General features: G+C 63.2%; 24 protein-coding genes. 10 read left to right on the top strand and 14 right to left on the bottom strand.

Features of this window, described 5'->3' with window-relative positions; all coding sequences use genetic code 11:
* Positions 1 to 6: 6 nt before the first annotated feature.
* From tssB to icmH, 10 genes are all read left to right on the top strand, one after another.
* Positions 7 to 555, top strand: coding sequence for a type VI secretion system contractile sheath small subunit (gene tssB, locus P0D80_RS06120; protein WP_408282063.1), 549 nt, complete (start codon positions 7 to 9; stop codon positions 553 to 555).
* A gap of 33 nt (positions 556 to 588) precedes the next feature.
* A complete protein-coding gene (tssC, locus tag P0D80_RS06115) occupies positions 589 to 2,082 on the top strand; it encodes a type VI secretion system contractile sheath large subunit (RefSeq protein ID WP_408282060.1) in 1,494 nt (497 codons plus the stop codon).
* 132 nt (positions 2,083 to 2,214) lie between these two features.
* Positions 2,215 to 2,616 (top strand): hypothetical protein, encoded by a 402-nt coding sequence (locus tag P0D80_RS06110; protein WP_408176564.1) that lies wholly within the window; start codon positions 2,215 to 2,217, stop codon positions 2,614 to 2,616.
* Complete coding sequence (locus tag P0D80_RS06105) at positions 2,616 to 3,101, top strand: DUF3828 domain-containing protein (RefSeq protein WP_408282057.1); 486 nt, start codon at positions 2,616 to 2,618, stop codon at positions 3,099 to 3,101. Before P0D80_RS06110 ends, P0D80_RS06105 begins: the two co-directional genes overlap by 1 nt.
* 46 nt (positions 3,102 to 3,147) lie before the next feature.
* Entirely contained in the window at positions 3,148 to 3,630 is a 483-nt protein-coding gene (locus tag P0D80_RS06100; protein WP_132374334.1) for an Hcp family type VI secretion system effector, read from the top strand.
* Between the two features lie 100 nt (positions 3,631 to 3,730).
* Positions 3,731 to 4,231, top strand: coding sequence for a type VI secretion system lipoprotein TssJ (tssJ, locus tag P0D80_RS06095; protein WP_408282054.1), 501 nt, complete (start codon positions 3,731 to 3,733; stop codon positions 4,229 to 4,231).
* Between the two features lie 12 nt (positions 4,232 to 4,243).
* Positions 4,244 to 5,590 carry a type VI secretion system baseplate subunit TssK gene (tssK, locus tag P0D80_RS06090; RefSeq protein WP_408282051.1) on the top strand — a complete coding sequence of 449 codons (1,347 nt, stop codon included), beginning with the start codon at positions 4,244 to 4,246 and terminating at the stop codon, positions 5,588 to 5,590.
* Between the two features lie 87 nt (positions 5,591 to 5,677).
* A complete protein-coding gene (gene tssL / locus P0D80_RS06085; protein WP_408282049.1) occupies positions 5,678 to 7,012 on the top strand; it encodes a type VI secretion system protein TssL, long form in 1,335 nt (444 codons plus the stop codon).
* Between the two features lie 32 nt (positions 7,013 to 7,044).
* Entirely contained in the window at positions 7,045 to 11,103 is a 4,059-nt protein-coding gene (gene tssM / locus P0D80_RS06080) for a type VI secretion system membrane subunit TssM (protein WP_408282047.1), read from the top strand.
* Between the two features lie 22 nt (positions 11,104 to 11,125).
* Entirely contained in the window at positions 11,126 to 12,382 is a 1,257-nt protein-coding gene (gene icmH, locus P0D80_RS06075) for a type IVB secretion system protein IcmH/DotU (RefSeq protein WP_408282045.1), read from the top strand.
* On the opposite strand, the gene hypB is transcribed toward icmH, so the two are convergent.
* The 14 genes from hypB to P0D80_RS06005 all read right to left on the bottom strand — a co-directional run bounded on the left by hypB (position 12,366) and on the right by P0D80_RS06005 (position 25,249).
* Complete coding sequence (gene hypB / locus P0D80_RS06070; RefSeq protein WP_408282044.1) at positions 12,366 to 13,076, bottom strand: hydrogenase nickel incorporation protein HypB; 711 nt, start codon at positions 13,074 to 13,076, stop codon at positions 12,366 to 12,368. The two genes, icmH and hypB, sit on opposite strands and share 17 nt — an antisense overlap.
* Positions 13,077 to 13,279: 203 nt before the next feature.
* On the bottom strand, positions 13,280 to 13,609 hold the full coding sequence (gene hypA / locus P0D80_RS06065; RefSeq protein ID WP_408176555.1) for a hydrogenase maturation nickel metallochaperone HypA: 330 nt from the start codon (positions 13,607 to 13,609) through the stop codon (positions 13,280 to 13,282).
* A gap of 21 nt (positions 13,610 to 13,630) precedes the next feature.
* Positions 13,631 to 14,713: a hydrogenase expression/formation protein HypE gene (gene hypE / locus P0D80_RS06060; RefSeq protein ID WP_408176554.1), complete on the bottom strand. Its 1,083-nt coding sequence runs from the start codon at positions 14,711 to 14,713 to the stop codon at positions 13,631 to 13,633.
* Positions 14,710 to 15,939, bottom strand: coding sequence for a hydrogenase formation protein HypD (gene hypD / locus P0D80_RS06055; RefSeq protein WP_408282041.1), 1,230 nt, complete (start codon positions 15,937 to 15,939; stop codon positions 14,710 to 14,712). The genes hypE and hypD overlap by 4 nt, the downstream gene beginning before the upstream one ends.
* Complete coding sequence (locus tag P0D80_RS06050) at positions 15,936 to 16,643, bottom strand: D-sedoheptulose-7-phosphate isomerase (protein WP_408282039.1); 708 nt, start codon at positions 16,641 to 16,643, stop codon at positions 15,936 to 15,938. The genes hypD and P0D80_RS06050 overlap by 4 nt, the downstream gene beginning before the upstream one ends.
* A 31-nt stretch (positions 16,644 to 16,674) precedes the next feature.
* The gene (locus tag P0D80_RS06045) at positions 16,675 to 16,950 is read right to left on the bottom strand and encodes a HypC/HybG/HupF family hydrogenase formation chaperone (RefSeq protein WP_132374323.1); all 276 of its coding nucleotides are present in this window, start codon (positions 16,948 to 16,950) and stop codon (positions 16,675 to 16,677) included.
* A gap of 31 nt (positions 16,951 to 16,981) precedes the next feature.
* Complete coding sequence (gene hypF / locus P0D80_RS06040; RefSeq protein WP_408282037.1) at positions 16,982 to 19,393, bottom strand: carbamoyltransferase HypF; 2,412 nt, start codon at positions 19,391 to 19,393, stop codon at positions 16,982 to 16,984.
* Positions 19,394 to 19,417: 24 nt separating this feature from the next.
* A complete protein-coding gene (locus tag P0D80_RS06035) occupies positions 19,418 to 19,519 on the bottom strand; it encodes a DUF6893 family small protein (protein WP_408176547.1) in 102 nt (33 codons plus the stop codon).
* Positions 19,520 to 19,579: 60 nt separating this feature from the next.
* Complete coding sequence (locus P0D80_RS06030; RefSeq protein WP_132374321.1) at positions 19,580 to 20,131, bottom strand: hydrogenase maturation protease; 552 nt, start codon at positions 20,129 to 20,131, stop codon at positions 19,580 to 19,582.
* Complete coding sequence (locus P0D80_RS06025; RefSeq protein ID WP_408282033.1) at positions 20,128 to 21,540, bottom strand: hypothetical protein; 1,413 nt, start codon at positions 21,538 to 21,540, stop codon at positions 20,128 to 20,130. Before P0D80_RS06025 ends, P0D80_RS06030 begins: the two co-directional genes overlap by 4 nt.
* A complete protein-coding gene (locus tag P0D80_RS06020; RefSeq protein ID WP_408282030.1) occupies positions 21,537 to 22,196 on the bottom strand; it encodes a DUF6084 family protein in 660 nt (219 codons plus the stop codon). Before P0D80_RS06020 ends, P0D80_RS06025 begins: the two co-directional genes overlap by 4 nt.
* On the bottom strand, positions 22,189 to 22,827 hold the full coding sequence (locus P0D80_RS06015; RefSeq protein ID WP_408282029.1) for a DUF5947 family protein: 639 nt from the start codon (positions 22,825 to 22,827) through the stop codon (positions 22,189 to 22,191). The genes P0D80_RS06020 and P0D80_RS06015 overlap by 8 nt, the downstream gene beginning before the upstream one ends.
* On the bottom strand, positions 22,824 to 23,438 hold the full coding sequence (locus tag P0D80_RS06010) for a NifU-related iron-sulfur-binding protein (protein ID WP_408282026.1): 615 nt from the start codon (positions 23,436 to 23,438) through the stop codon (positions 22,824 to 22,826). The genes P0D80_RS06015 and P0D80_RS06010 overlap by 4 nt, the downstream gene beginning before the upstream one ends.
* Positions 23,435 to 25,249 carry a nickel-dependent hydrogenase large subunit gene (locus tag P0D80_RS06005; RefSeq protein ID WP_408176541.1) on the bottom strand — a complete coding sequence of 605 codons (1,815 nt, stop codon included), beginning with the start codon at positions 25,247 to 25,249 and terminating at the stop codon, positions 23,435 to 23,437. The genes P0D80_RS06010 and P0D80_RS06005 overlap by 4 nt, the downstream gene beginning before the upstream one ends.
* Between the last annotated feature and the right edge of the window lie 47 nt (positions 25,250 to 25,296).

Below are 25,296 nucleotides of genomic sequence, written 5' to 3'. Positions count from 1 at the left end.
ACCTCAATGTCTGTTCCCAGTAGTTCGCAGAAATTCATCGCGCGCAATCGGGCGCCACGTGTGCAGATCGAGTACGACGTCGAAGTCTATGGCTCCGAGAAGAAAGTCGAACTGCCGTTTGTCATGGGCGTGCTTTCGGACCTCTCCGGCAAGCCCGTCGAACCGCTGCCGCCGGTTGCCGACCGCAGTTTCCTCGATATCGATATCGACAACTTCGATGAACGGATGAAGGCGATCAAGCCGCGCGTCGCATTCGCGGTGCCGAACACGCTGTCAGGCGAGGGGCAGTTGATGGTCGATATGACCTTCGAGAGCATTGAGGACTTCTCGCCGGCGGCCGTCGCCCGCAAGGTCGATTCCCTGCGGCAACTGCTCGAAGCCCGCACGCAACTCGCGAACCTGCAAACGTACATGGACGGCAAGTCCGGCGCGGAATCGCTCGTCAACAGGCTGCTGCAGGATCCGGCGCTGCTGAAATCGCTTGCGGCCACACCGAAACCCCAGCTTTCGAACGCCGCAGCCGACGTGGCGGATGCCGCGGACGCGCCCCGCTGATCGACGGGACAGAACAGATTCAGAGGACAAACCATGGCAAAACAACCAATGCACGCGGCCACCGCGGAAGTAAGCACGCAGTCCGACTTTACCCAACTGCTCAACCAGGAATTCAGGCCGAAAACCGAACAGGCCCGCGAGGCCGTCGAGCACGCCGTGCAGACGCTCGCCGAACAGGCGCTGCTGCAATCGGCCACGATCAGCGACGACGCCTACAAGAGCATCGAGGCGATCATCGCTCAGATCGATCACAAGCTTTCCGAGCAGATCAACCTGATTCTGCATCATGACGACTTCCAGAAACTGGAGTCCGCCTGGCGCGGCGTACACCATCTGGTTTCGAACACGGAAACCGACGAGCGTCTGAAGATCCGTTTCATGGACGTGTCGAAAGACGAATTGCGCCGCACGATGAAACGCTATAAAGGCATCGCCTGGGATCAGAGCCCGCTCTTCAAGCAGATCTATGAAGAAGAGTACGGCCAGCTTGGTGGCGAGCCTTATGGCTGCCTAGTGGCCGACTACTATTTCGACCATACGCCGCCTGACGTCGATCTGCTCGGCTCGATCGCCAAAGTCGCCGCGGCGGCGCACACGCCGTTCATCTCCGGCGCGTCGCCCTCGGTGCTACAGATGGAATCGTGGCAAGAACTCGCCAACCCGCGCGACCTGACCAAGATCTTCACTCAGAATCTCGAGTACGCGCCGTGGAACTCGCTGCGCAATAGCGAAGACGCGCGCTATGTCGGTCTCGCGATGCCCCGTTTCCTCGCCCGCCTGCCCTATGGCGCGAAGACCAATCCCGTTGACGAATTCGACTTCGAAGAAGACACCAACGGCTCCGACCACCGCCGTTACGCGTGGGCCAACGCGGCCTATGCGATGGGTGTGAACATCAATCGTTCGTTCAAGCTGTATGGCTGGTGCTCGCTGATCCGCGGCGTCGAATCCGGCGGTACGGTCGACAATCTGCCGTGTCATTCATTCCCCACCGATGACGGCGGCGTCGACATGAAGTGCCCAACCGAGATCGCCATCTCGGACCGGCGCGAAGCCGAGTTGTCGAAAAACGGTTTCATCCCGCTGATCCACCGCAAGAATACCGATCACGCCACTTTCATCGGCGCGCAGTCATTGCAGAAGCCGGCCGAATACCACGACGCTGACGCCACCGCGAATGCGAATCTGTCCGCGCGCCTGCCGTATCTGTTCGCCTGCTCGCGCTTCGCGCATTACCTCAAGTGCATCGTGCGCGACAAGATCGGCGCGTTCAAGGAGCGCGAGGAAATGCAGCGCTGGCTGAACGAGTGGGTCATGCACTACGTCGACGCGGATCCTGCCAACTCATCGCAGGAAACCAAGGCGCGACGCCCGCTTGCCGCGGCCGAAGTCGTCGTGGAAGAAGTGGAAGGCAACCCCGGTTATTACCAGGCGAAGTTCTTCCTGCGCCCGCACTTCCAGCTCGAAGGCCTGACGGTGTCCTTGCGTCTCGTCGCGAAACTGCCGTCCATCAAGGAAGCGGCTTAATCGATACGTTCGCGAGTAGGTCCCCCTGAATGCACGGCATGTCTGCTGTCCGAAACCAGCCGTGCGTCCAGGCACGGACCAGCTCGCCGTTCGTGATTCTTTACCGTTTTCGATCCGATTCAAGGCGTTGATATGGCCGATGAAAATTACGATGTCGATGCAGCCGTAGCGCATCTCAATGCTCACGCACATGCGGACTCCCTTAGCCGATGCGCGTCCTACGTCAGGCAAGCGATTGCGGCCGGCGGAATCGTCATTTCTCAAGGACCGGCGGTCGAGTTGGCGAAGAACTACGGCCCCGTTCTGCGCGCGCACGGTTTTGTCGAGGTGTCGGCAAGTGACCTCATTACGCCGCGCAAGGGGGATGTTGCCGTCATTCAGTCTTACCCAGGCGGCAATATCGCCGGCCATATCACCATGTACAACGGTCAGCGGTGGGTTTCCGATTTCCGCCAGAACGACATGTGGAGCGGGCCCGGCTATCGCCAGAACAAGCCCGCGTACAAAGTGTACCGGTGGCAGGGAGAACAGTGATGCGATTGCGAGCCTGCGTATTGGCGGTGATCGCATGGGCTGTTCTGAGCATGCAGCCGGCACTTGCACAAAGCGCCGCGTCAGCGCAGCGGTTTCTGCAAACCGTCTACAGCGCCTACATGTTCAACGGCGATCCTCCCGGCATTGAGGCGGCGGGCTCTCACGCCATTGCCTCGCCATCGCTCCTGCAGTTGATCAGGAAAGATCAGCGGGCATTGAAGGGCGAGGCCGGCTATCTGGACATGGATCCGATCTGCCGTTGTCAGGACTTCGACGTGAAGACGACCGGCATTGAAGTCACGGTGGCGAAGCGCCAAAAAGCAAAGGCCGTCGTTTCATTTACGAACTTCAGGAAACCGAACAAGGTGGAGTTTGATCTGGTGTGGGTTCGTGGCAAATGGCTTATCGACGATATCAGGAGCAGTGATGATCGGCGCAGCCTCCGTGACGCACTACAGGCAGAGATTGCTGATTTGGTCAGGTAGTTGTTGTGAAACCAGGTTGTAGATGTTTAACACCAAGGAGCTTTAGATGGCACAAGACATTTTTCTCAAGATTAACGGCATTGATGGCGAGTCGCCCGACTCGTCGCACAAGAACGAGATCGAGGTGAGGAGCTGGGGCTGGCGCGTGTCGCAGCAAGCGAACATGCACGCTGGTTCGGGTGGCGGCGCCGGCAAGGCCACCGTCGAGGACCTCGAGTTCGAACACCTCGTGGACCGGGCGAGCCCGAACCTGATGAAGTACTGCCTGACCGGCAAGCACGTCGACCAGGCTGTGCTGGTTGTCCGCAAAGCCGGTGGCAACCCGCTCGAATATCTGAAGATCACGATGAGTGACGTGATCGTGACTCAGGTTCATCCGTCCGGCAGCAACTCCGACGAAGGCATTCACGAACACGTCCGACTTTCGTTTGCCAAGGTCAAGCAGGAATACGTCGTACAGAACGCGCAAGGCGGTAGCGGCGGCGCCGTGACGGCCGCCTTCGACATCAAGGGCAATAAGGAGGCTTAAGCCGTCCTGCCAACAGTCGCCCGGGCAGGTCCTGGCCCGCCTGGGCCTTTCCGGTTTGCTTCCCGCGGCGTTTCTATCGCGCCTCATTTTGCGTTGCCTAATGCGCCTCTTCATCAACGTTATTGCTCTCGCTTTTGCATGCGCGCTGACCGCGTGCGTCAGCAGCGATCCCAAAATGGCGAAGGAGCCCGTCAAGCTCGAACTGTCGGTCGTCGCATCCGCCGGCGTCAATCCCGACGATCAGAAGCGCGCGGCGCCGATTGTCGTACGGATCTATGAATTGAAAACCGACGGCGTGTTCAATTCCGCCGACTTTTTTTCATTGCAGGACAAAGACAAGACCGCTCTCGCGGACGATCTCGTCACCCGCCAGCAATTCCAGCTGCGGCCTGGCGAGAGCAAATCCATCAAGACCAGGGCCGATCTCGCAACCACCAGCGTCGGTATCCTGGCGGCCTACCGGGATCTGCCCAACTCGGTATGGCGCGCGGTCTATCCGCTGCCGGCGGCGCCGGATGCGGCGTGGTACCGCGCCTCGCCCAAACTCAAACTGACCATCAATCTTGAACCCAACGCAATCAAGATTACCGAGACCAAATAGTGGAATGAACGCATGAGCTGGCACAACAAGGTCGTCTGGAGCGAGGGGCTCTTTCTGCGCCCACAGCTTTTTCAGCAACAGGAACGGTATCTCGAACACTATGCGCACAAGCGCGCAGCAACGCTCTCGCCGTTCTTCTTCGGCTTCAGTCATTACAGCCTCGATACCGAGGCGCTGGCGTTAGGCAAGGTGATCGTGAAATCGGCCTGCGGCGTGTTCGCCGACGGCACGCCATTCGATACGCCCGGCAGCACGCCCCCGCCTGCGCCGCTCACCATCCGCGCGGAACACCTGGATCAGTTGATCTACCTCGCCGTGCCTGTCCGTGTGCCGAACGGCGAAGAGACGACTTTCGACAACGCCGCTGACTCGCTCGCCCGCAACGTCGTATTCGATACCGACCTGCGCGACACCAATTCGATCGGACAAGGGCCGAAGACCGTGCAGTTGTCGAATCTGCGCCTGCGACTCGTGCCGGAAAAGGAATTGACCGATGCATGGATCGGACTTGCGCTGACACGCGTCAAGACGATTCACGCGGATAGCAGCATCGTTCTGGACGACACATTGATTCCGCCGGTGGCCGGCTTCGGGGCGAGCGACCTGCTCACGAGCTGGCTCGCGAAGATTCACGAACTCACGCGCCTGCGCGCAACCGCCCTCGCTACACGGCTGACCGGCGGCGACGGCAAAGCCGGCACGACCGCCGAAGTGTCCGACTATCTGCTGTTGCAGACGCTTAACCGTTACGAGCCTCTGCTCCAGCATCTGCGCCGGGTACCGACCACGTCGCCGGCCGATCTGTACGCGCTGCTGCTGAGCATGGCAGGAGAACTGTCGACCTACGTGCGTCCCGAAAGCCGCCGCCCGCTCGACTCCCATCCAGCCTACCAGCACACCACACCGCATCTTTGTCTAAAGCCCGTGGTGGATGACACGCACCTGTTACTCAACGCGGTGCTGGTGCGCAGCGCGCAAAGCATCGCGCTAAAAGAACAGGGACATGGGATGCGCAACGCGGTGGTCGATCCGGTCGACATGCGCGGCTTCACGGCAGTCGTGCTCGCAGTGCACGCCGCGATGCCGCCGGATCTGCTCCAGCAACAGTTCGCCGCCCAGGCGAAAGCCGGTCCCTCTGAACGGTTGCCGGACCTGGTGCGCGGCCACTTGCCGGGCATCGCGCTGCAGGCGTTGCCGGTGCCGCCGCGACAGATCCCGTTCAACGCGGGCTTCGTGTACTACGAACTCTCGCGTAGCGGCCCGTTGTGGGAAGAAGTCGCGCGGCACGGCGGCCTCGCCCTGCATGTCGCCGGTGATTTCCCGTCGCTGAAGCTCGAACTGTGGGGCGTGCGCGGCTAGCACACATCAGCCGCTATCGGGCAGCGGGAGCTGCTCGTGCCTGAGATCAGAAGGCGCGACGAAATTGCAGAGAAAAAAGGTAAACGAGTGAATTCAGACGTAGCGAACCGTTCGGGCGAGCGTGACCGGTGGCCAGGCGATCAAGACGGCATTCAGAGCACCGTCCCGCGCTCCGCACCAGGAGGACAGTCGTCCCGGAGTGCGGGCGCGGCAGCGTCCGGAGCGTCTCTTCATCGAGATGTGCCGCAGGGGGAATCGACTGCGGAGCGCCTTGCCGCCATCAGAGCGGCCCGCAATCCGCTGCTCGAGGCAGCTCGCCCTCTATTGCGGGCGCTGGCGGACTTGCCCGATCAGTTGGAAAAGGACGGAATGGATCAGTTGCGAGTCTTGCTGGAGCAAGAAGTGCGGATCTTCCAGAAGCTCTGCGATCAGATCAGTATCCGACGCGATCACATGCTCGGCGCACGCTATTGCCTGTGCACGGCACTCGACGAAGCCGCGATGCAAACGGTATGGGGAAAAGGCGATGAAACCGGCGTCGAATGGAATACCAACGGTCTTGCCACGCTTTTCCACGAGGATCGCCAGGGCGGCACCAAAGTCTATCTGTTGGTCGGGCGGCTGATGAGCGAGTCGCAGGAACATCTCGACCTGCTCGAACTCATTTACCGGATTCTTAGCCTCGGCTTCGAAGGTCGCTACCGCTACGAGGCGGATGGCCGACGCAAACACGAAACCGTGCGTCAGCGGATCTGCAACGAGATCATGTCGCAACGCGGGAGCCTGGCCGTCGCACTATCACCTCACTGGCAATCGGATGTGACGGGCAAGCGCGTGTCGTTCTTCGACTTCCCGGTATGGATCACGCTTGCCGTTCTATCAGCCATCCTGATCGGTCTGTTCGGCTATTTCAAATACGAACTGTTGAACCGGAGTGCCGAGGTCCAAAAACAGATCGCCGACATCGGGCGCATGACGCCCCCGCCTGCCCCGCCCGCACTTCATCTCAAGGAACTGCTGAAGAACGAGATTGCCGCGGGCACCGTGAGCGTCGACGAAGACGCGCATCACAGTTCAGTGACGTTCCACGGTGATTCGATGTTCCCGCCGGGCGCCGCGACGGTGAAGACGTCGATGACGCCGTTGGTCACGAAGATCGCGGGCGAAATCGTCAAGGTACCGGGCAAGGTAACGGTGCTGGGTTACACCGATAACCTGCCGATAAAGAGCCGCCAGTTCGCGTCGAACGAAGCCTTGTCCGAGGAGCGCGCCACCCAGATCATGCAGATGCTTCAGACCGCGGGCGTGCCGGCGGCCCGGCTCGAAGCAGTAGGAAGGGGTGACGCCGATCCGATAGGCGATAACGCAACCGTGCAGGGCCGCGCGCAGAATCGCCGCGTCGAAATCACGGTCGCGCAATAACGGGCCAACGAGGACACACGGGAAATTCAAGCATGAAGAAGTTGTCGTTTCTGGTATCGCGCCAGTTTCTTGCCTTTGCCGCGCTGCTGGTTGTCGCGCTGGTGATCTGGTTTGTCGGTCCCCTTGTTGCGTTCGGTGGGCTGAAGCCGCTCGCAACCGTCGGGATGCGTGTGCTGGTGATCGGACTGATGCTGGGCGGCGTGCTGCTGTGGCTAGCCGGCTGGTCCACCAGCGTGATGTTCGTGGCGCTACTGTGCCTGCTCATCTGGTATGCGTCGCCGCTCCTCGCGTTCGGGCGCGAACAGCCGTTTGTGCCCGCGTCGGCACGCGTGATCGCCATTGCAGTCGTGCTGGCGATCTTCGCCGTGTACTGGACTTTGCGGCTCTGGCAGAGAATGCGCACCGACGCGCAATTCCTCAAGAGCCTGCTCGACTTCGGTGGCGCAAAAGAGGCATCGCCGGCTGCGGCGCAGCTGGAAAAAGTGCAGGCGATCGTATCGGGCGCATTGGCGCGGCTGAAGGCAATGCGTACCGGAGCACGCGGCATCGGACGCCTGTTTCAGGGCAAGCGCTACCTGTACGAACTGCCGTGGTACATCACGCTCGGCTCACAGGGTTCGGGGAAAACGGCCGCCTTGCTCAATGCCGGCCTGTCGTTTCCGGTCGCGGGCCAGATGCAGCGTACCGTCGGCGCCCTTGCCGGCACCGAGTCCGTCGACTGGTGGCTGACCAACGACGCGGTGCTGATCGATACCGCGGGCCACTACACCCGTCACGGCACCTCGCAACACAGCCGGCTGTTGTCGACGGTCGCTACTGCCGGAAGGAAATCTGCCGACAGGACGGATGCCACGTCAAAGAGCGAAAGCGCGCACGACAAGGACAAATCGGTCGTGGCTCTCCCGGTGCAGCCCGCTGCCGCTACGGCTTCCGCCACGGTCCATCCCGCCTGCGGCCCGTTGCACGAGAAAATGGATGCGGCCGAGTGGTTCGGCTTTCTGGCGATGCTGCGCAAGCACCGGCCTCGCGCACCGATCAACGGCGCACTACTGACGCTGGATCTCGCCGTGCTGACGAGTCTCGACGACAGCGCGCGCATGGCCGAAGCGGCTGCGTTGCGCGGACGTCTCGCGGAGCTGCGCCAAGCGCTCGGCATCCGTTTTCCGGTCTATCTGGTCGTGACCAAAATGGACCGGCTGACCGGCTTCAACGAATACTTTGCTTCCTTGCCAGCGGAGGGACGCGCCCAGTCCTGGGGTTTTACGCTTCCCTACGGCAAGGAGACCATTGCGGGGGAAGGAGTTCGCACTCGCTGCAACGAGGAACTCGGCTTGCTGGCAAATCGTCTGGCCGACGGCGTCAACACGCGCTTGCAGGACGAGTTCGATGCCACCCGACGCCGGCAGCTTGTCGCGCTATCTGAAGAGTTCGCCGCACTGTCCCGACCGCTCGGCGAGCTGGTCGAACGCGTCTTCCTCGACTCGCGTTACGACGATACCCAACTTCACGCCACTCTGCGCGGCGTCTATTTCACCAGCGCGATCCAGGCAGGCGGCACACTTGTGGCCGAGCGGCGGACTATCGCGCAGCGGCTGTCGGCGTCGCTCGATCGGGTACTGGGCACACGCGCGTCGAGACCGGCCGGCAACCAGAGCTACTTCCTGCACGATCTGCTCACGAAAGTCGTGTTCGCCGAGGCGCAGCTGGTGCGACCCAATCTGCGCTGGGAATTCCGTTTCCGTCTCCTGCGGCTCATCGGCCATGCCCTCGCTGTGCTGCTGTTCGCATGGCTGGCCATCGGCCTGCGCCTGAGCTTCGGCAACAACAGCGACTATCTCTCCATCATCAGCCGCAAGACCCAGGCGCTGGCCGCGAAGGTCGCGCAACTGTACAAGGAGCCGAAACCCGAGGCGATCCCCGATACGCTCACCGAGGCACGCTACCTGCCGACCTTCCCGAGGCTCGACCTGTCGGACCCGGATAGCGCATTTCGTTTCGGCCTTTACACCGCGCCTGACGTCGTCACTGAGAGCCGTCGCACCTACGACGTGCTCGAGGACAACCTGCTGCTGCCGCAGATCGTCAAGCGTGTGGAGGACGTCATCTCGCAGGCGGTGGCCAACAAGGATTCGAAGGCGGCCTACGACGCGCTGCGCGTCTACCTGATGCTCTACGACAAGGCAAAATTCAACGCCGACGACGTGAAGGCCTGGGTGTTCAACGACTGGGCGAATACGGATAGCGCAACGGCCTTCGGCGGCCGGGCCTCGATGATCGACCACGTACAGCAGCTCTTTTCAGGAAGCCGCGTGGTCCAGTCACCGTTGATCCGCAACGATTCACTGGTCCAGCAGGCCCGCTCGTTTCTCGACGGCAGCAATGCAACCGGGCGTCTGTACGAACGGGCCAAGACGGCGATGCAAAAGGAAGCGCCCGACGAATTCACGTTGATCCGCTCGGTCGGGCCGCAAGCCGGACTCGTCTTCACGCGGGCGAGCGGCGCGCCGCTGTCGCGTGGCGTGCCTGGACTGTTCACCTTCGACGGATACCGGCATCTATTCGACAAGCGGCTGCCTGAGTTCGTGGAGGCCGCACGCGACGACGATGCGTGGGTGATGGGTCGCTCCTATCTCGGCGAGGCTCAAAAAAAAACATCTGAATTCGTAGGCGCCGTGAGCGGCGCTGACGACCCGCTGACGGACGCCATCCGCCGGCAGTATCTGACGGAATACGCGCAACAGTGGGACGCGTTTCTCGGTGACATCCGTACAGTGAACGGCACCAGTCTGCAGTTCAATCTGCAGGTGCTGCGCAGCTTTGCGGCGCCTGATTCACCGCTTGCCCGGCTCGCGCGCGCAGCGGTGCGCGAGACCACGCTGACGCAACCCGTCGCGGCAGCGGACGGCTCTCTCCTGCAAAAGGCGGCTGACCAGCTAAGCCAGAAGGCGGACAAGACGCTCGGGATACGGGCTTCGGAAATCATCGAACGCGAGCTGGTCGATAGCCACTTCGCCGCGCTGCGCGAGGTCGTCACGGGCAACGCGGACGGACAGGCCGCACCGCAAGCGGCCACTGCGCAGGCCGGCAAGACCGGTCTCGACGGTGTCGCGAGCTTGTTGAACGACTATTACACATCGCTGACTGTCGCCGACAACGCCATCGTCAACAACAGCATGCCGCCGGCAAGCGACACGGCGTCCAAACTCAAGATGACCGCCAACACGATGCCGGCTCCGTTTCGCGCCGTATTGCTGGCGCTGGCGGGGGACGGCTCGCGCGAGGTGAATCAGGGCATTGGCCAATTGTTGTCGCGACAGATGCAGGCGGTGGTTGGCGACACCTGCCGGCTGACGATCGAGGGCAACTATCCGTTCGCAGCCGACAGCAAGCGCGATGTCCGTATCGATGACTTCACGCGCGTCTTCGCACAAGGTGGCGTCATTGACGACTTCTTCACGAAGACGCTCTCGGCATTCGTCGACACCTCGGCAAAACCCTGGCGCTACAAGACGTTGGCTGGCGCCACCGAACCCGTCCAAGGTCCGGACCTCGAACCCTTCCAGCATGCCAAGACCATTCGCGACATCTTCTTTGCCGATCCGGATCAGAAGCAGTTGTCCTGGAAGGCCGATATCCGGATTCCTGAACTCGATCCGACGATCACCGGCCTGATGGTCGACATCGACGGCCAGACGACGCTCTATCAGCATGGGCCGGTTGCGTCGTTCCCGGTGACCTGGCCAGGACCTCGCGGCGGAGTGCACGCGGAGATGATGGCCGAGCCGCGCATCCGGCCGGAGAGTTCGACGATCACAGCGGACGGTCCGTGGGCGCTGATGCGGCTGGTCCAGAAAGGGCAGGTCGTCGAGACCACGACACCCGGACGCATACGTGTCGCATTCGATTTCGACGGCCGCAAAGCCGTACTCGATATCGCCGGTGTAAGCAGCGTCCCCAATCCCCTGACGAGCGATGTGCTGAAAACCTTCCGATGCCCGAGCTCGATGCCGGTGTTCACCCTCACCGACAGCGGGCCGCCGGCGGGATTGCCGCCGGGCGCTCCGGCTGCGGCGCCGGGCACGCCTCATTGAACTCGCACACGACATCCGGGGAATGCACATGACATCGACATCCGGTCCGGCCATTTTGCCCACGCAACCACGCATGCCCGCATCGCCGCCGATTCGCACGCGTGTCGAGGCGGCCGAGGCCGCGGCAAATCCGCTTCTCGAAGCGGCGCGCCTTTTGCTCGACGCACTGGCCGATACGCCGGTGGCACTCGACGGCCAGGCCGTCGAAATGCGTTACAGGTGGCTCTCGCATGAAGTCAGGGTATTCGACAAAGCCTGCGCCGAACTCCGTCTTCGCCCCGATCACGTTCAGAACGCGCGTTATTGCCTGTGTTCGGCGTTGGACGAAGCTGCCATGCAAACTGCCTGGGGCAAAGGCGTGTCGACTGGTGTGGAGTGGACGGCGCATAGCCTCGCCGTTGCGTTCGGCGGAGATCGCCAGGGCGGCGACCGGGTCTATGCGATCATCGAGCAGGCCATGCTTGATCCGCTCGAACATCGTGACCTGATTGAGGTGATCCAGAAGGTGCTGGACCTCGGCTTCAAGGGACGGTACCGGTTCGCGTCGAATGGGCAGGCCGAACTCGAAGCGGTTCGCAGGCAGCTTCACAACGCCGCCGCGACAACGAACCGATCAGCACCCGCGCGTCTTGCTCATACCGCAGTCACTGCCTCCGCCCTCACTCCGTCGCCACGCGATCACTTCGATCCGGAAGTCAGGCTTGCGGCAGCGGCGCCAAGACGCAAGGCGTATCTGCGGGTTGCGCTCGCCCTCATGCTTGTCGCGCTGCTCGGTTTCGTTACCTACGCCGGCTTCCACACCCGAGTTGATGAGCCGCGACCGGCTCAACTCGCAAAGCCGGCTGACGTACTGGCGCGGAATCTGGCTGATCTTCTGAAGAACGAGATTGCTGCCGGCACGGTCAGCCTGATGGAAAATGCCCGGCAGGGAACCATTAAGCTTCGCTTTGGCGACATGTTTCTGCCGGGCGAGACAAGTGTGAACGCCTGGGTTGCGCCGCTGATCGCCATCGTGGGAAGAGAAGTTGCCCGGATGCCGGTAACGGTGCGGGTCACAGGGTATGCGGACAGTTTGCCGGTCGCCAGGTCTTCGCTGGCGTCCAACCAGACGCTGTCCGAAGAGCGCGCGAAACAGGTCATGCAGATTTTGCTCGCAGCGGGTCTGCCGTCTGATCGTGTCATTGCAACAGGAAAAGGCGATGAGGAACCGATTGCAGCCAACGACACGCCTCACGGCCGGATGAAAAACCGGCGCGTCGAGATCACGGTGACGCAGTAGCAGCGCGGCTGCGCAGCCACCCATACCACGCTTCCATGCCCTCTCCGCTCTGCGCCGACACCTGAAGAATCTGCATTTGTGGATTGACACGCTTCGCATACTCGATGCACCGCTCCACATCGAAGCGCAAATGCGGCAACAAGTCGATCTTGTTCAGCAACAACAAGGAACACGCCCGGAACATATGCGGATACTTGATCGGCTTGTCCTCGCCTTCAGTCACCGAAAGAATCAATACCTTGGCGGCTTCACCGAGATCGAAAAGCGCGGGACACACCAGATTGCCGACGTTTTCGATCATCACCACCGAATGCAGCGGCGGGTCGAGTTGCGTCAATGCTCTCGACGCCATCTCCGCGTCGAGATGGCACCCGGTGCCGGTGTTGATCTGCACCACGCGCGCACCGGTCGCGCGAATCCGCTCGGCGTCGTTGAGCGTGGCCTGGTCGCCTTCGATCACCGTCAGCGGGAACGCGTTACCCAGATCGCGAATCGTTCTTTCGAGCAATGTCGTCTTGCCGGCGCCCGGCGAGCTCATCAGGTTCAGCGCCAGGATCGAACGGCCGGCGAGCCAGCCGCGATTGCGTTCGGCCAGTAGCTGATTTTTCGCCAGGATGTCGCGTTCGAGGTTGATCGAGGTGCTGTGTTCGTGGTGATGTTCGTGATGGTGGTGGACATCTCCGTGATCGTGCACATGATCATCGTGATGGCTGTGCGAGTGTGAATGCGAATGCGCACTGACACCCACAAGATGACGCGGGATGACTCGCCGATAGGCAGGTCCGGCCGAGCCCGCACCTGCGGTTGTCGACTCAGACTGAGACCCCGCCTCCACCGCCTCATCCAGATCGGTCACTGCCGCGCTCTGCGTATTCGAGCATCCGCATGTCGTACACATCACACCACCTCCATCTGCCGGATCTTCAACTGCTGACCGGAAACCAGTTCGAGATTCTCGCTGCCGCACGCGCATTGCCCAAATGGCAGGTCGACCGCGAGCGTCGCGCCGCATGTGAGACAGCGCGCCTCGCCCGGTATAACGACGATCTCGAGTGTCGCGCCCTCCACCGCCGTATCCTTCGCGCACACGTCGAAGCAAAACCGGATCGCCTCCGGCATCACCGCCGACAGTTGCCCGATCTCCAGCGTCACGCGCCGCACGCGCGCGCCGTGCGCCTGTTCCGCGCAAATCTCGACGACGCTGTTCGCAATACTCAACTCGTGCACGGCGCACTCCCCGTTGGCCGCTCAACAGATGCGCGGCAGTTGCTCGCCCACCAGCATATCGACGATGCGTTGCCCGCCGAACACGGTCCGCATCACGACTAGCCCATTCGCCTCCGCCTCGTTCCGTTCAACCGTCCCGATCACCGCCGCCTCGCGTCCCACCGGGTGCGCGCGCATGGCCGCCAGCACGCGTTCGGCGGCGTCCGCGGGCACCACGGCCACCAGCTTGCCTTCATTGGCCAGATACAGCGGGTCCAGGCCGAGAATCTCGCACGCGCCCTTCACCTGTTCACGCAAGGGCAGCGCGGCTTCATCGAGCCGTATCGTCACGTTCGAACTTTGCGCGAATTCATTGAGTACGGTCGCAACACCACCGCGCGTCGCATCGCGTAGACAGTGGATCTGCGGACACGCGTCGAGCATCGCCGCGATCAGGCCGTTGAGAGGACAGCAATCGCTTTCTATGTCGGCTTCGAGTGCAAGCTGCTGACGCGCCACCAGAATCGCGGCGCCGTGATCGCCGAGACAGCCGTTGACGATCACCACGTCGCCCGGACGCGCGTTGCGCGCCGAAATCGAGACATCGTGGCGCACCACGCCAACGCCCGTGGTGTTGATGAACAGCTTGTCGGCGCAACCGCGCTCCACCACTTTCGTGTCGCCCGTGACGATCGCGACGCCGGCTTCGAGCGCGACGCGCTGCATGCTCGCCGCGACGCGGCGCAGAAGATCGACGGAGAACCCCTCCTCGATCACCACGGCGCACGACAGGTATAAAGGCGTCGCGCCGCACACCGCCAGGTCGTTCACCGTCCCGGACACGGCCAGTGTGCCGATGTCGCCGCCCGGAAAGAATAGCGGATCGACCACGTAGCTATCGGTTGTAAAAGCGAGCCGGTCGCCGTGCGCGGCGAGATCGGCCAGCGCGAAGACGGCCTGATCTTCCAGCGCCGCGAGCGTGGGATTGTCGAAGCTCGACACGAACACGTCTTCGATCAGATCGCGCATCGCGCGGCCACCGCTGCCGTGCGCCAGATTGACTGTAGCGTCGCGCACGCGGTGCGGCGCACTGGCTTTGATCGAAGTAGAAGCGCGATCGTTCATGGGCCACCTCGCACGGCGGACACGCCAACCACATCGGCCCTGCTACCCGCGCCAGGACACGCCCCGCCCTGAACCGCCGCTTGCCGCGCTTCACGCCGTTCATCGATACGCGACGTATCGATCCGCCCATAGTTGTAATACGCCGCGCACGCCCCTTCGCTCGACACCATCAGCGAGCCGAGCGGCGACTCCGGCGTACACGCTGTGCCGAACACCTTGCATTGATGCGGCTTGATCACGCCCTTGAGCACCTCGCCGCATTGACATGCTTTCGGATCGGCGATCTTCACGTTCGGCACCGCGAACTTGCGCTCGGCATCGAATCCCGCGAACGCCTCGCGCATCCGCACGCCGGAATGATCGATCGAGCCGAGTCCACGCCACTCGAAAAACTCACGCGTCTCGAACACGCGCGTGACCGCCGACAAAGCCTGCGCGTTGCCATCCTCCGGCACGATCCGCCCATACTGGTTCTCGACCTCGCAGCGGCCATCCGCAATCTGCTTGAGCACCATCCACATCGATTGCAGCACGTCGAGCGGCTCGAAGCCCGCCACCGTGATCGGCTTGCGATAGTGCCGCGCGATGAAGTCATACGGCCGCGTGCCGATTACCATGCTGACATGTCCCGGACCAAGAAAGCCGTCGAGGTGCAAATCGGGCGAGTCGAGAATCGCCTTGATGGTCGGAATGATCGTGATGTGATTGCAGAACAGCGAGAAATTCGTGACCTTTCGCGCGTGCGCCTGCAAGACGGTCATCGCGGTGCTCGGCATGGTCGTCTCGAAGCCCAGGCCGAAGAAGATCACCTCGCGTTGCGGATTGAGCTGCGCGATCTTCAATGCGTCGAGCGGCGAATAGACCATGCGCACGTCGGCGCCGTCGGCCTTCGCCTTGAGCAGGCTTTTCTTCGAACCGGGCACGCGCATCGCGTCGCCGAACGTCGTGAAGATGACTTCCGGACGCTCCGCCAGCGCGACGCAATCGTCGACGCGCCCCATCGGCAGCACGCACACCGGGCAGCCGGGACCGTGCACGAACTCCACGGCGTCGGGCAGCAATTGCTGGATGCCGTAGCGGAAAATCGTGTGAGTGTGGCCGCCGCACACTTCCATGATTTGCAGCGGCCTCTGCTTCGCGCGCTCGATGCGTGACACCAGCGCGCGAATTTCCCTCGCGAGCGTTTTCGCCTTCTCCGGGTCGCGAAACTCATCGACGTATTTCATGGCGTGCCTCCGGCGGCCGCCGTTGGCGAAGCGCCGAGACCGCCGCGGTCGTCGGCGAGCAGCGTATGCACGAGGTCCCACAGAATGTGATAAATCGCGACATGCGTCTCCTGCACGCGATGAATGCTGTCGCTTCTCACCACGAGGCAATGATCGAGCGCGGCGCTCGTGGCCATGCGTCCGCCGTCGTGACCGGAGAGTCCGATGGTCAGCAGTTCCATCTCTTTGGCCTTTGCGAACGCGGCCAGCAGGTTCTCCGAATTGCCGCTCGTCGACACGCCGATCAGCGCGTCGCCGCGCCGTGCCTGCGCGACCAGTTGTCGGACGAAAATATGATTGAAGCCGACGTCGTTGCCGACCGCCGTCAACATGGCCATGTCGGCGACAAGGTTGATGGCGGTGAGCGCGGGACGTCCCGTCGTGATCGGATGCAGAAACTCGACCGCGATATGCGCCGCGTCGCAACTCGAACCGCCGTTGCCCATCGCGAAGAGCCGGCCGCCACGGCGATACACGTCAGCAATGGCGTGAGCCGCGCGCACGACCTCGGGCGCGCTTTCCTCGAAGAAACGCGTCTTCGCATCCACACTGTCCTGCGCCTTGCGACGCACCGATTCGAGCAGGGCCGCGTCGAGCCGCTCCGCATCCCGATGCGCGCCATGCAGGAACGGATACAACGCTTGCAGCGATTCATGTTCGGGCATGGCCGGTCTCCGTGTGCTGGCGACGGCGCGCTCACGGCGCGCCGCGCAACTCATCCATCTCGCCCTGCGCGACGCCCAGTTCGTGCAGCAGCGCAAGCGTGCGCGCCGCTTCCTGCTCGTCGAGCCGGCTCATCGCAAAGCCGACATGCACCAGCACCCATTCGCCGACGCACGCGCTCGCCGGCCGGTCTTCATCGATCACGAACGCGATGTTGATCACGCGCCGTACACCGCCGACATTGACGAGCGCGAGATCGTTCGCCGCATCCGTCACTTCGACGATCTGCCCTGGGATGCCCAAACACATGTCGCCCTCCTCTCTGCCCCCGTGCGAGCCATCAACCCTCGCCGCGCTGCCGCGCCGCCGCGATGACCGCCTGCCCGAGCGACAATCCGCCGTCGTTGGCCGGCACCTGGCGATGCGTCAGCACGCGAAACCCCGCCTCGCCAAGGCGCGTTGCCACCTGTTCGAACAGGATGCGGTTCTGGAACACGCCGCCCGATAACGCGACGCTGCGCGCGTCGGCCGGGCCGGTCAGCAGGTCGGCAAGACACTCCACCATGCGCACGATCGCAATCGCCACGCCCTTGTGAAAACGCGCCGCAATCACCGGCACAGGCGTGCAGCGCAGCAGATCGTCGAGCAAGGCTTCCCACATCGGCCGGGGTTCGATGCAGCGCAACCCACCCGGCACGGTGTTGGTCAGTTCGAACGGGTACGCATGCGCGTCGCTATCGTTGCGCAGCGTGTGCTGATCGACCAGCGCCTCCAGTTCGATCGCGGCCTGACCTTCGTAAAGCACACGCTCACGGCACACGCCGAGCGTGGCCGCCACCGCGTCGAACAGACGGCCCGTCGAACTTGCGAGCGGGCTGTTCACGCGCTGCGCGATCATCGCGTCGAGCGCGGCGCGCGGACGGCCGCTCAGGAACTGCTGCATCTCCAGACCGCTGTAGTGCCGCGTAAATCCGTACCAGTCGAAAGCCGCCCGCAGATGAGCGTAGGCATTGCGCCACGGCTCGTCGATGGCGCGCGTGCCGCCCGGCATCGCCACCGGCTTGAAGCGGCCGAGACGCGTGTAGCCGCGATAGTCGGCCAGCATGAATTCGCCGCCCCACAGTGTGCCGTCGTCGCCGTAGCCGAGACCGTCGAGCGCGACGCCGAGCATCGGCAACGCATCGAAGGCGACCCCGTTTTCGGCCATGCACGCGGCAAGATGCGCATGATGATGCTGCACTTCGACCACGGGAATCTGCGAGGCTTGCGCGAGCTCGTAGCCGATCTTGCGCGACAGATACTCAGGATGCAGGTCGAGCGCGATCACCTGCGGTTCGTATTCGAACAAATGCAGATACTGCGCCACCGCGCGGCGGTAGTCCGCATACGTCAGCGCGTCTTCCAGATCGCCGATGTGATGCGAGACGATCGCTTGCGCATCGCGCGCAAGGCAGAAGGTGTTCTTGAGCTCGCCCCCCATCGCCAGCACCGCGGGGGTGTCGGCAAAACCTTCGGGCAACAGCAGCGGCGCCGGCGCATAGCCGCGCGCGCGCCGAACGATCTGCGCGCTACCCCGCACGACGCGCGCCACCGAATCGTCGACCCGGCGCGAAATGTCGCGATCGTGCATCAGGAAGACATCGGCGATACGGCCGAGACGCGCGCGGGCGTCCGCGTTGTCGATGCACGGCGGCTCGTCGCTGGTGTTGCCGCTCGTCACGACCAGCGCGGAATCGATCGACTCCGTCAGCAGCCGATGCAGCGGCGAGGACGGCAGCATGAAGCCCAGCGTGCCGACGCCCGGCGCAACACTTGGCGCGACGCATTCGGCGCCGTCGGCGGACATGATCACGATGGGTCCGCCGGCGCTCGCGAGCAGCGCGCATTCGGCCTCGCTCGGCGTGCAATACCGCCGCATGGCTTGCAGATCGCGCGCCATCAGCGCGAAGGGTTTGCGCTCGCGCCGTTTTAGCCGCCGCAGACGTGCGACCGCGGTTTCATCGCTCGCATGGCAGGCGAGTTGAAAACCGCCCAAGCCTTTGATCGCGACGATCGCGCCGTGCCGCAACAGCAGGCTCGCCGCGCGGCACGGGTCGTCGCCATTCACGCGCGCGCCGTCGCGGCTCTCCAACCAGACACGCGGGCCGCATGCGGGGCACGCAACCGGTTGCGCGTGAAAGCGCCGGTCGGCCGGATCGTCGTATTCCGCGCGACACGCGTCGCACATGACGAACGCCGCCATTGTGGTATTGGCGCGATCGTAGGGAATGGCTTGTATGATCGACAGCCGGGGTCCACAGTGCGTGCAATTCGTAAACGGGTAGCGGTAGCGGCGGTTCGCCGGATCGGCGATTTCCGCCGCGCAATCGGCGCAGATGACGGCATCGGGTGTGACGCCGGTTTGCACATGGCCGCTCACGCTCGGCACGATACGAAAGTCGTTGGCCTCGGCCGCCTCGTTCAATTGATGCCGCTCGATCGCGTCGATCCGCGCAAGCGGCGGACACTCGGCACTCAGGCTGTCGATGAAGCGCTGCAGCATCCACGCGTCGCCCCATGCGTGAATCAGCACGCCGTCGCTGTCGTTGCAGACGTCGCCGACCACGCCGCAGGCATGCGCAAGCCGCCACACGGTCGGCCGGAAGCCTACGCCCTGCACCAGTCCGCGCACGCGGATCTCTTCGCCGACCGGTCCCACGACCGCCGGATGCTGCGCCGAACCCTGCCCGGCGGGCTGTGCATGCGTGCTCATCGCCATCTCCCTGGCCGTTGTCGCCTACATGTTGCGGATGCGGATATAGCGCTTGATGTCCTTCATATTCGCCAACACGCCGACCACCAATGCCGGCAACAAGAGGTACTTGAAAAATCCTTTCATGATGTCTCCCGCTTCAGTCGTTTCACACCGTATGCATGACGTGTTCGCGCACCCCGCATGTCAGGCCACGCGCGCGGCGCGCTGTTCCAGCCTCGCCGTCACGAGCCGCACCACCACTTCGGCGGCCTGCTCCACCGCGGCCGCCACGGGGCGGCTCAAACTCATCCGTCCTTCTTCGCCCTCTTCGCAACCGAAATCCTGCGGCTCGCAGCCGAGCACGACGATGTCCTCGCACCCGCCGCCGAGCATCCGCACGGTTTGCAGCACCTTGGCCGGGTCCATCTCATGCGGCGACATCAGGATCGGCACGGCGTACGGATCGTCGCTCGCAGCGCCACCCGACTCTTCGATGGACGGCTCGATCACGTACAGCGTGCCGGGCGCGCCGCCGCGCTGCGTCGCGTCGATCAGGATCGCGCTGTCCACGCCGTCGAGCAGCGCGTAACACAGATCGACGCCGCGAATGCCGAAGTCCGCGACGTTTACACCCGCCGCGAATGCCGGCAACTCACCCGCGGCCAACTGTTCCTGCAAACGCCGCACCACTTCGACGCCAAAGCCGTCGTCGCCGAGAAACACGTTGCCGATGCCGGCCACCAGAATCGCGCTCATACGAGCCCCCGCCGGGCGCCGGCAGCATGCCCGAGCGGCTCGATCTCGTCCGGCCCGAAGAAGAACCGATGGCCCGGCATGCGCTGCACGCCGAAGTCCTTGCCCGGATCGTCGTCGATAGTCACGGCGACATGCACGTGGTCGTCGAAATCGCGTTCGATCGATTCGATCGTCGCGACCATGCCGCTCAGCGCGATATCGAAGATGTCGGCGCGGCCGCGCGGGCGCAAGCGCACCTGATCGCCGATGCGAATCTCCACGCCCGCGACCCGCACGCAGGCAAGATGCGGTCGCGCATCGAGTTCGGCCCACGGCGAGACGGGCATGGCGGTCTGCGCCGCGGAGATGGACGCGCCCACGCTCGCCGCGTCGAGCGCGCGCACCTGCCGCAAGGTGCCGTGCAGCTTCTGCATCTGCTCGGCGCCCAAACCTTCGGTGCGCGCGAGCAAGGCGCGAGCACGCTCGTCGGTGGCGATCATTTCGCGCTTTTCTTCGCCCGTCATGGTGAGAATGCGCAGCGTGAGAATCTCGTCGATCTCCGTGGCGTCGAACAGATCGCCGGCGCTTTCGGGCGCGATCTGCGGAAAATCGTAGAGGATGATCGGCGAGGCGAGCATGGTGTCGGGCCGCTGTTCATCGCCGACCAACACCGGCCACACGCCGATATTGCGGCACGCGGCCGACGCCGCCGCGAGCTCGTCGGGCGGATCGATCGACGAGATCCACGTGCCGCGCTCGATGCTCAGCACGGTATGGCACGAGACCAGCGCATACAGCGAAGCAGCGTCGCGCGTGAGGTCGCGCGCATGCTCGAGCGGCGTCTCGTTGACGATGCGCACCTTCAGCCGATAGACGCCCGCCGCCACGCTCGCCGCACTGATTTCCACGCGGCCTTGCAGCGCCGCACGCGTGCGGCGCAGCGCGCCACGCAGCGTGCCATGCCGGTCCGCCAGCGGTTCGAGGTCACTGCCGGCGTCGAATGAAAACGGCATATCGCGCGGCGCGTTGAGCAATTCGCCCAGCACCAGCACCGGCAGCGCGAGATGCCGTTCAGCCGCTTCCTGCCACGGCGTATAGCGCCGTTCGTCGATATCGAGCCCAGGCACCGTGCGCCACGCGGGCTCGCCCGACTCCGGGCGCACCGCGGCGTTCTCCGACACGTCCAGCACCATCCGCTCGATCACCTGCAAGAACCCGGGCCGCACCGCGACGCGCGTATGTTCGCCGCCGCGCAGCAGACACTCGCTTTGCGTCACCCACGGATCGCTGCCGGATGCCTCCGCATAGGCGCGCGGATACACGCCTCCGAAGGTCCAGCGCTGCCGGTTCTTCACCGAAGTCGGCCGGTACGGATACAGCATGTAGCCTTCGTACAGCACCGCCTGCACCACGCTTTCGACCGCGTTCACGATATGTCCTCCTCGAGCTTGTCGAGCAGGCTCGTGACCGCCTGGTCCCAGCTCGTCAGCCCCCCACGGGTTTTGAAGCGCGAGAGGCGATCGAACACGTCGCGATGCAGGCACAGCCATGCGCCGCTCGGGTAATAACGAGCCATCATGTCGCGCCATAGCGCCACCGGCAGACGGTACGCCGCCTCCTTGTGCCACGGAATCGGCGCGACCTGCAATGCGCCGTCGGCCTCACGATAGAACACGGTGCCGCTGAACTGCAGCATCAGCGGAATCTCGCCCTCTTCGAGTCCGTGAAAATATTTGGTGGCGGCTACATTGAAATCGTAGCTGCACGGCACGGGCAGATCGAGCGTGCATTCGCCGGTAAACGGAGGCGCCACTGCCGACGCATGCGTCCACAGCATCGTGCGTAACGTATCGCCCCAACGCGGCGGAATGCCGAACAGGTCTTCGAGACCGTACTGCTCGGCGGGCGCGTAGCGGCGTTTCGCGGCTTCGATCTGGATCTGGCATTGCAGCGTGATGCTGGCGATCTCGCGCTGCGGCGCATTGTCAACCGCCGTATCGACGACACGCAGCTTGAACATCAGCAGCGGCGCCGCGGCAAACGGCACCACTTCCGCCGACTCGACAGTGAATCCGAGATCAGGCATGGAGCAAGCCCTCCGGTACGCGGCCCTGAGTCTTCAGCGCGGCGAAGAAACGATGGATCGCGTCCCAGGCCTGCCGTCCGCCAGAGACACCACGCCAACGCGCGCGAATTACGCCGGTGAGCGCATAACATTGGTCGATCGGCACGCGGTAGTACTCGCGCGTGCCCTCGCTGCGGTTCACGAGCAGCGCTTCGACATCGGGCTCCAGTTGCGCGAGCCACGGATTGTCGGCGACGAGTTCGGTCCACGCCTGCAGATCCAGCAGCGACTGCGTGCCGCCCGCCGGTCCGGGATACAGCGCGACGATCCGTTGCGCCGAACTGTCGTGAAAGAAGAAAGCCATGTCGATGGGAATCGCCAGCGCGTCCCACTGCGCGTCGCTCATGTGAAAGCCGTCGAGATAACGCGCGTCGCGCGGCACCGGACGATAGCGCGCGTTCTGCTGATTGCCGAACAGCAGCGCGCAGGCACGGCAGCAGCAATACAGTTGGCGTTTGGCGATTTCGAACAGATGAGGATGGTCGGCCAGCAGCGGCGCGCCGCACAACTCGCAATGCACGTCGTCGGCTTGGCGCACGAAATGGCGCACGGCCGCGACCCAGCCGCGCGTCGTGGCGGCGGCGGGTGTCATTGCGCGCCGGCCTCGGTCCGGCTGGCTACCTCGGTGTGCTCGGAGCGCGCGTCGGCGTGCGGGTCAGTGTGCGTGTTAGGCACGAAGCGCAGTTCATGCACGTTGACGTCCTGCAAACCCGCGATGTCGATGCGCATCGTCTCGGGCGCAGCTTCGAAAATCGCAAGCTCGATTTCCTGCCGCAATTCGCCGACCGAATTGTGCTTGCCTTGCAGACGCCCGGCCACTTTCACGCGCACCGCTTCTTCGGCGGCGTCGAGCAATTCGATCTGAATGCCTTGCACGCCGAGCAGCGGCCGCATCTTCTCCACCGCGCGCGATACGCGCGTCGGCAGATCTTGCGGATGCAAACCGTGCAACAGAAGCAGCGCCGATACACTGGCATCGCGTTCGAACGCTTCAAGCATGGCGTCGTCCATCGCCCCGGCGGACGAAACGATTTCCAGCAGACGCGCGAGCCCGTTCGTATGCAGATCGAGCACCACCTGCAGCAGTTCCTGAGCGCTCTCGCGCGCAGGCGGATCGTCGAGCGTCTCCAGCGCCGCAATGAGTTCCTCGATGCGGCGTTGCTGGGCGGCGACCGAGCGCGAGTCGCTCGTCTGGGCGCTCACGTATGCGCTCCCTGCATCACGCCGAAGGTCGGCGAGTGCGAGGTGTCGATGGTCTTGCCGTTGCCTACATACATATGCACGCCGCACGGCAGGCACGGATCGAAGCTGCGCACTGCGCGCATGATGTCGATGCCCTTGAACTTGTCGGGGCCGTTCTCCTCGAAGATCGGTGTGTTCTGCACCGCGTCCTCATAAGGTCCGGGCGTGCCGTAAATATCGCGTGGGTTGGCGTTCCATGGCGTAGGCGGATACGGATGATAGTTGGCGATCTTGCCCTCGCGAATCACGAGGTGATGTGAGAGCACGCCGCGCACCGCCTCATGGAAGCCGCAGCCGAGGCCTTCTTCCGGCACCGTGAAATCGCTGAACGTGCGGGTGCGGCCCGCGTGTAGTTCGGCGAGCGCCTGCTCGGCGAAATACAGCGCTGCTGCTGCCGAATAGGCCTGAAAATACGTGCGGGCGCGATCGCGTTCGAGCGCATTGCTCCACTTCGGAATCTTCCATTCGAATTCGACTTCGGGCTTGAGCGCGGTCTTCGGCAAATAGATTTTCACGCTGTGACCGGTCGCCTTGATATAGCCGATATCCACCAGTCCCGCCAACGCGGTGGCCCACAGGCGCGCAATCGGACCGCCGCCGGTATCGAGCGCGAGGTGATCGCCCGTGCGCTTGTCGAGCCAGCGCGGCGACATCACCCACGTATAGTTGCCGTCGAATTTTCGCTTCTGCGGATGCGGCAGCGTAGTCTGATTCCACGGATGCTTGCGGTCCACCGGATTGCCGAGCGGGTCGTTCTTCACGAAGGTTTCTTCGTGATCCCAGTCGTCGTAATAGGAACTGCCGAGCAGAATGCGAATGTTCAGGTTGATGTCGACGAGATCGGTCGTGACCAGCTCGCCGTCCACTACCACGCCCGGGGTGACGAACATGCCGCGGCCCCATTGCGTCATGGTGTTGTAGTTGTAGTCGCACACGTTCGGGTCCTGGAACGAGCCCCAGCAGCCGAGCAGAACACGGCGCCGGCCCACTTCTTCGTAACCCGGCAATGCCTCGTAGAAGAAGTCGAACAGATCGTCGTGCAGCGGCACGACCTTCTTCATGAACTCCACGTACTTCATCAGGCGCGTGATGTAATCGGTGAAGAGCTGAATGGTCGGCACGGTGCCCACGCCGCCCGGATACAGCGTCGACGGATGCACGTGGCGGCCTTCCATCAGGCAGAACATTTCGCGCGTGTAGCGGCTCACCATCAGCGTCTCGCGGTAGAACTCGCCGGTAAACGGATTGAGCGCGGTCATGATCTCCGCAATGGTTTTATAGCCGTGCTTGTCCGCGTGCGGCGCGGGTGTTTTCTGGGCCTTGTCCCACACGCCCGGATTGGTCTCCTTGACCATCGTCTCGCAGAAGTCCACGCCCACCAGGTTGTCCTGGAAGATGTTGTGATCGAACATGTATTCGGCCGCTTCGCCGAGATTGACGATCCACTCGGCGATCGGTGGCGGCTTCACGCCGTAGGCCATGTTCTGCGCGTAGACCGAGCAGGTCGCGTGATTGTCGCCGCAGATGCCGCAGATCCGGCTCGTGATGAAATGCGCGTCGCGCGGGTCCTTGCCCTTCATGAAAATGCTATAGCCGCGAAAGATCGACGAGGTGCTATAGCATTCCGCCACCCGCCGGTTCGCAAAATCGATCTTGGTGTAAATCCCCAGACTGCCGACGATCCGCGTGATCGGATCCCAGTTCATTTCGACCAGCTTGCCCGGCGCTGCCTGGGTGGTGCCGGTCGCTTCAGGTGCGGTGCTGACGGCCATGACCTTCTCCTGCTGACTATGCTGACGACACTGACTACGCGAATTCC

The organism is Paraburkholderia sp. RL17-373-BIF-A, assembly GCF_046030175.1.
In the GTDB taxonomy this organism is placed as follows: domain Bacteria; phylum Pseudomonadota; class Gammaproteobacteria; order Burkholderiales; family Burkholderiaceae; genus Paraburkholderia.
Note: the sequence above shows the minus strand (reverse complement) of the source record. Positions and strands in the feature narration are given on the sequence as shown.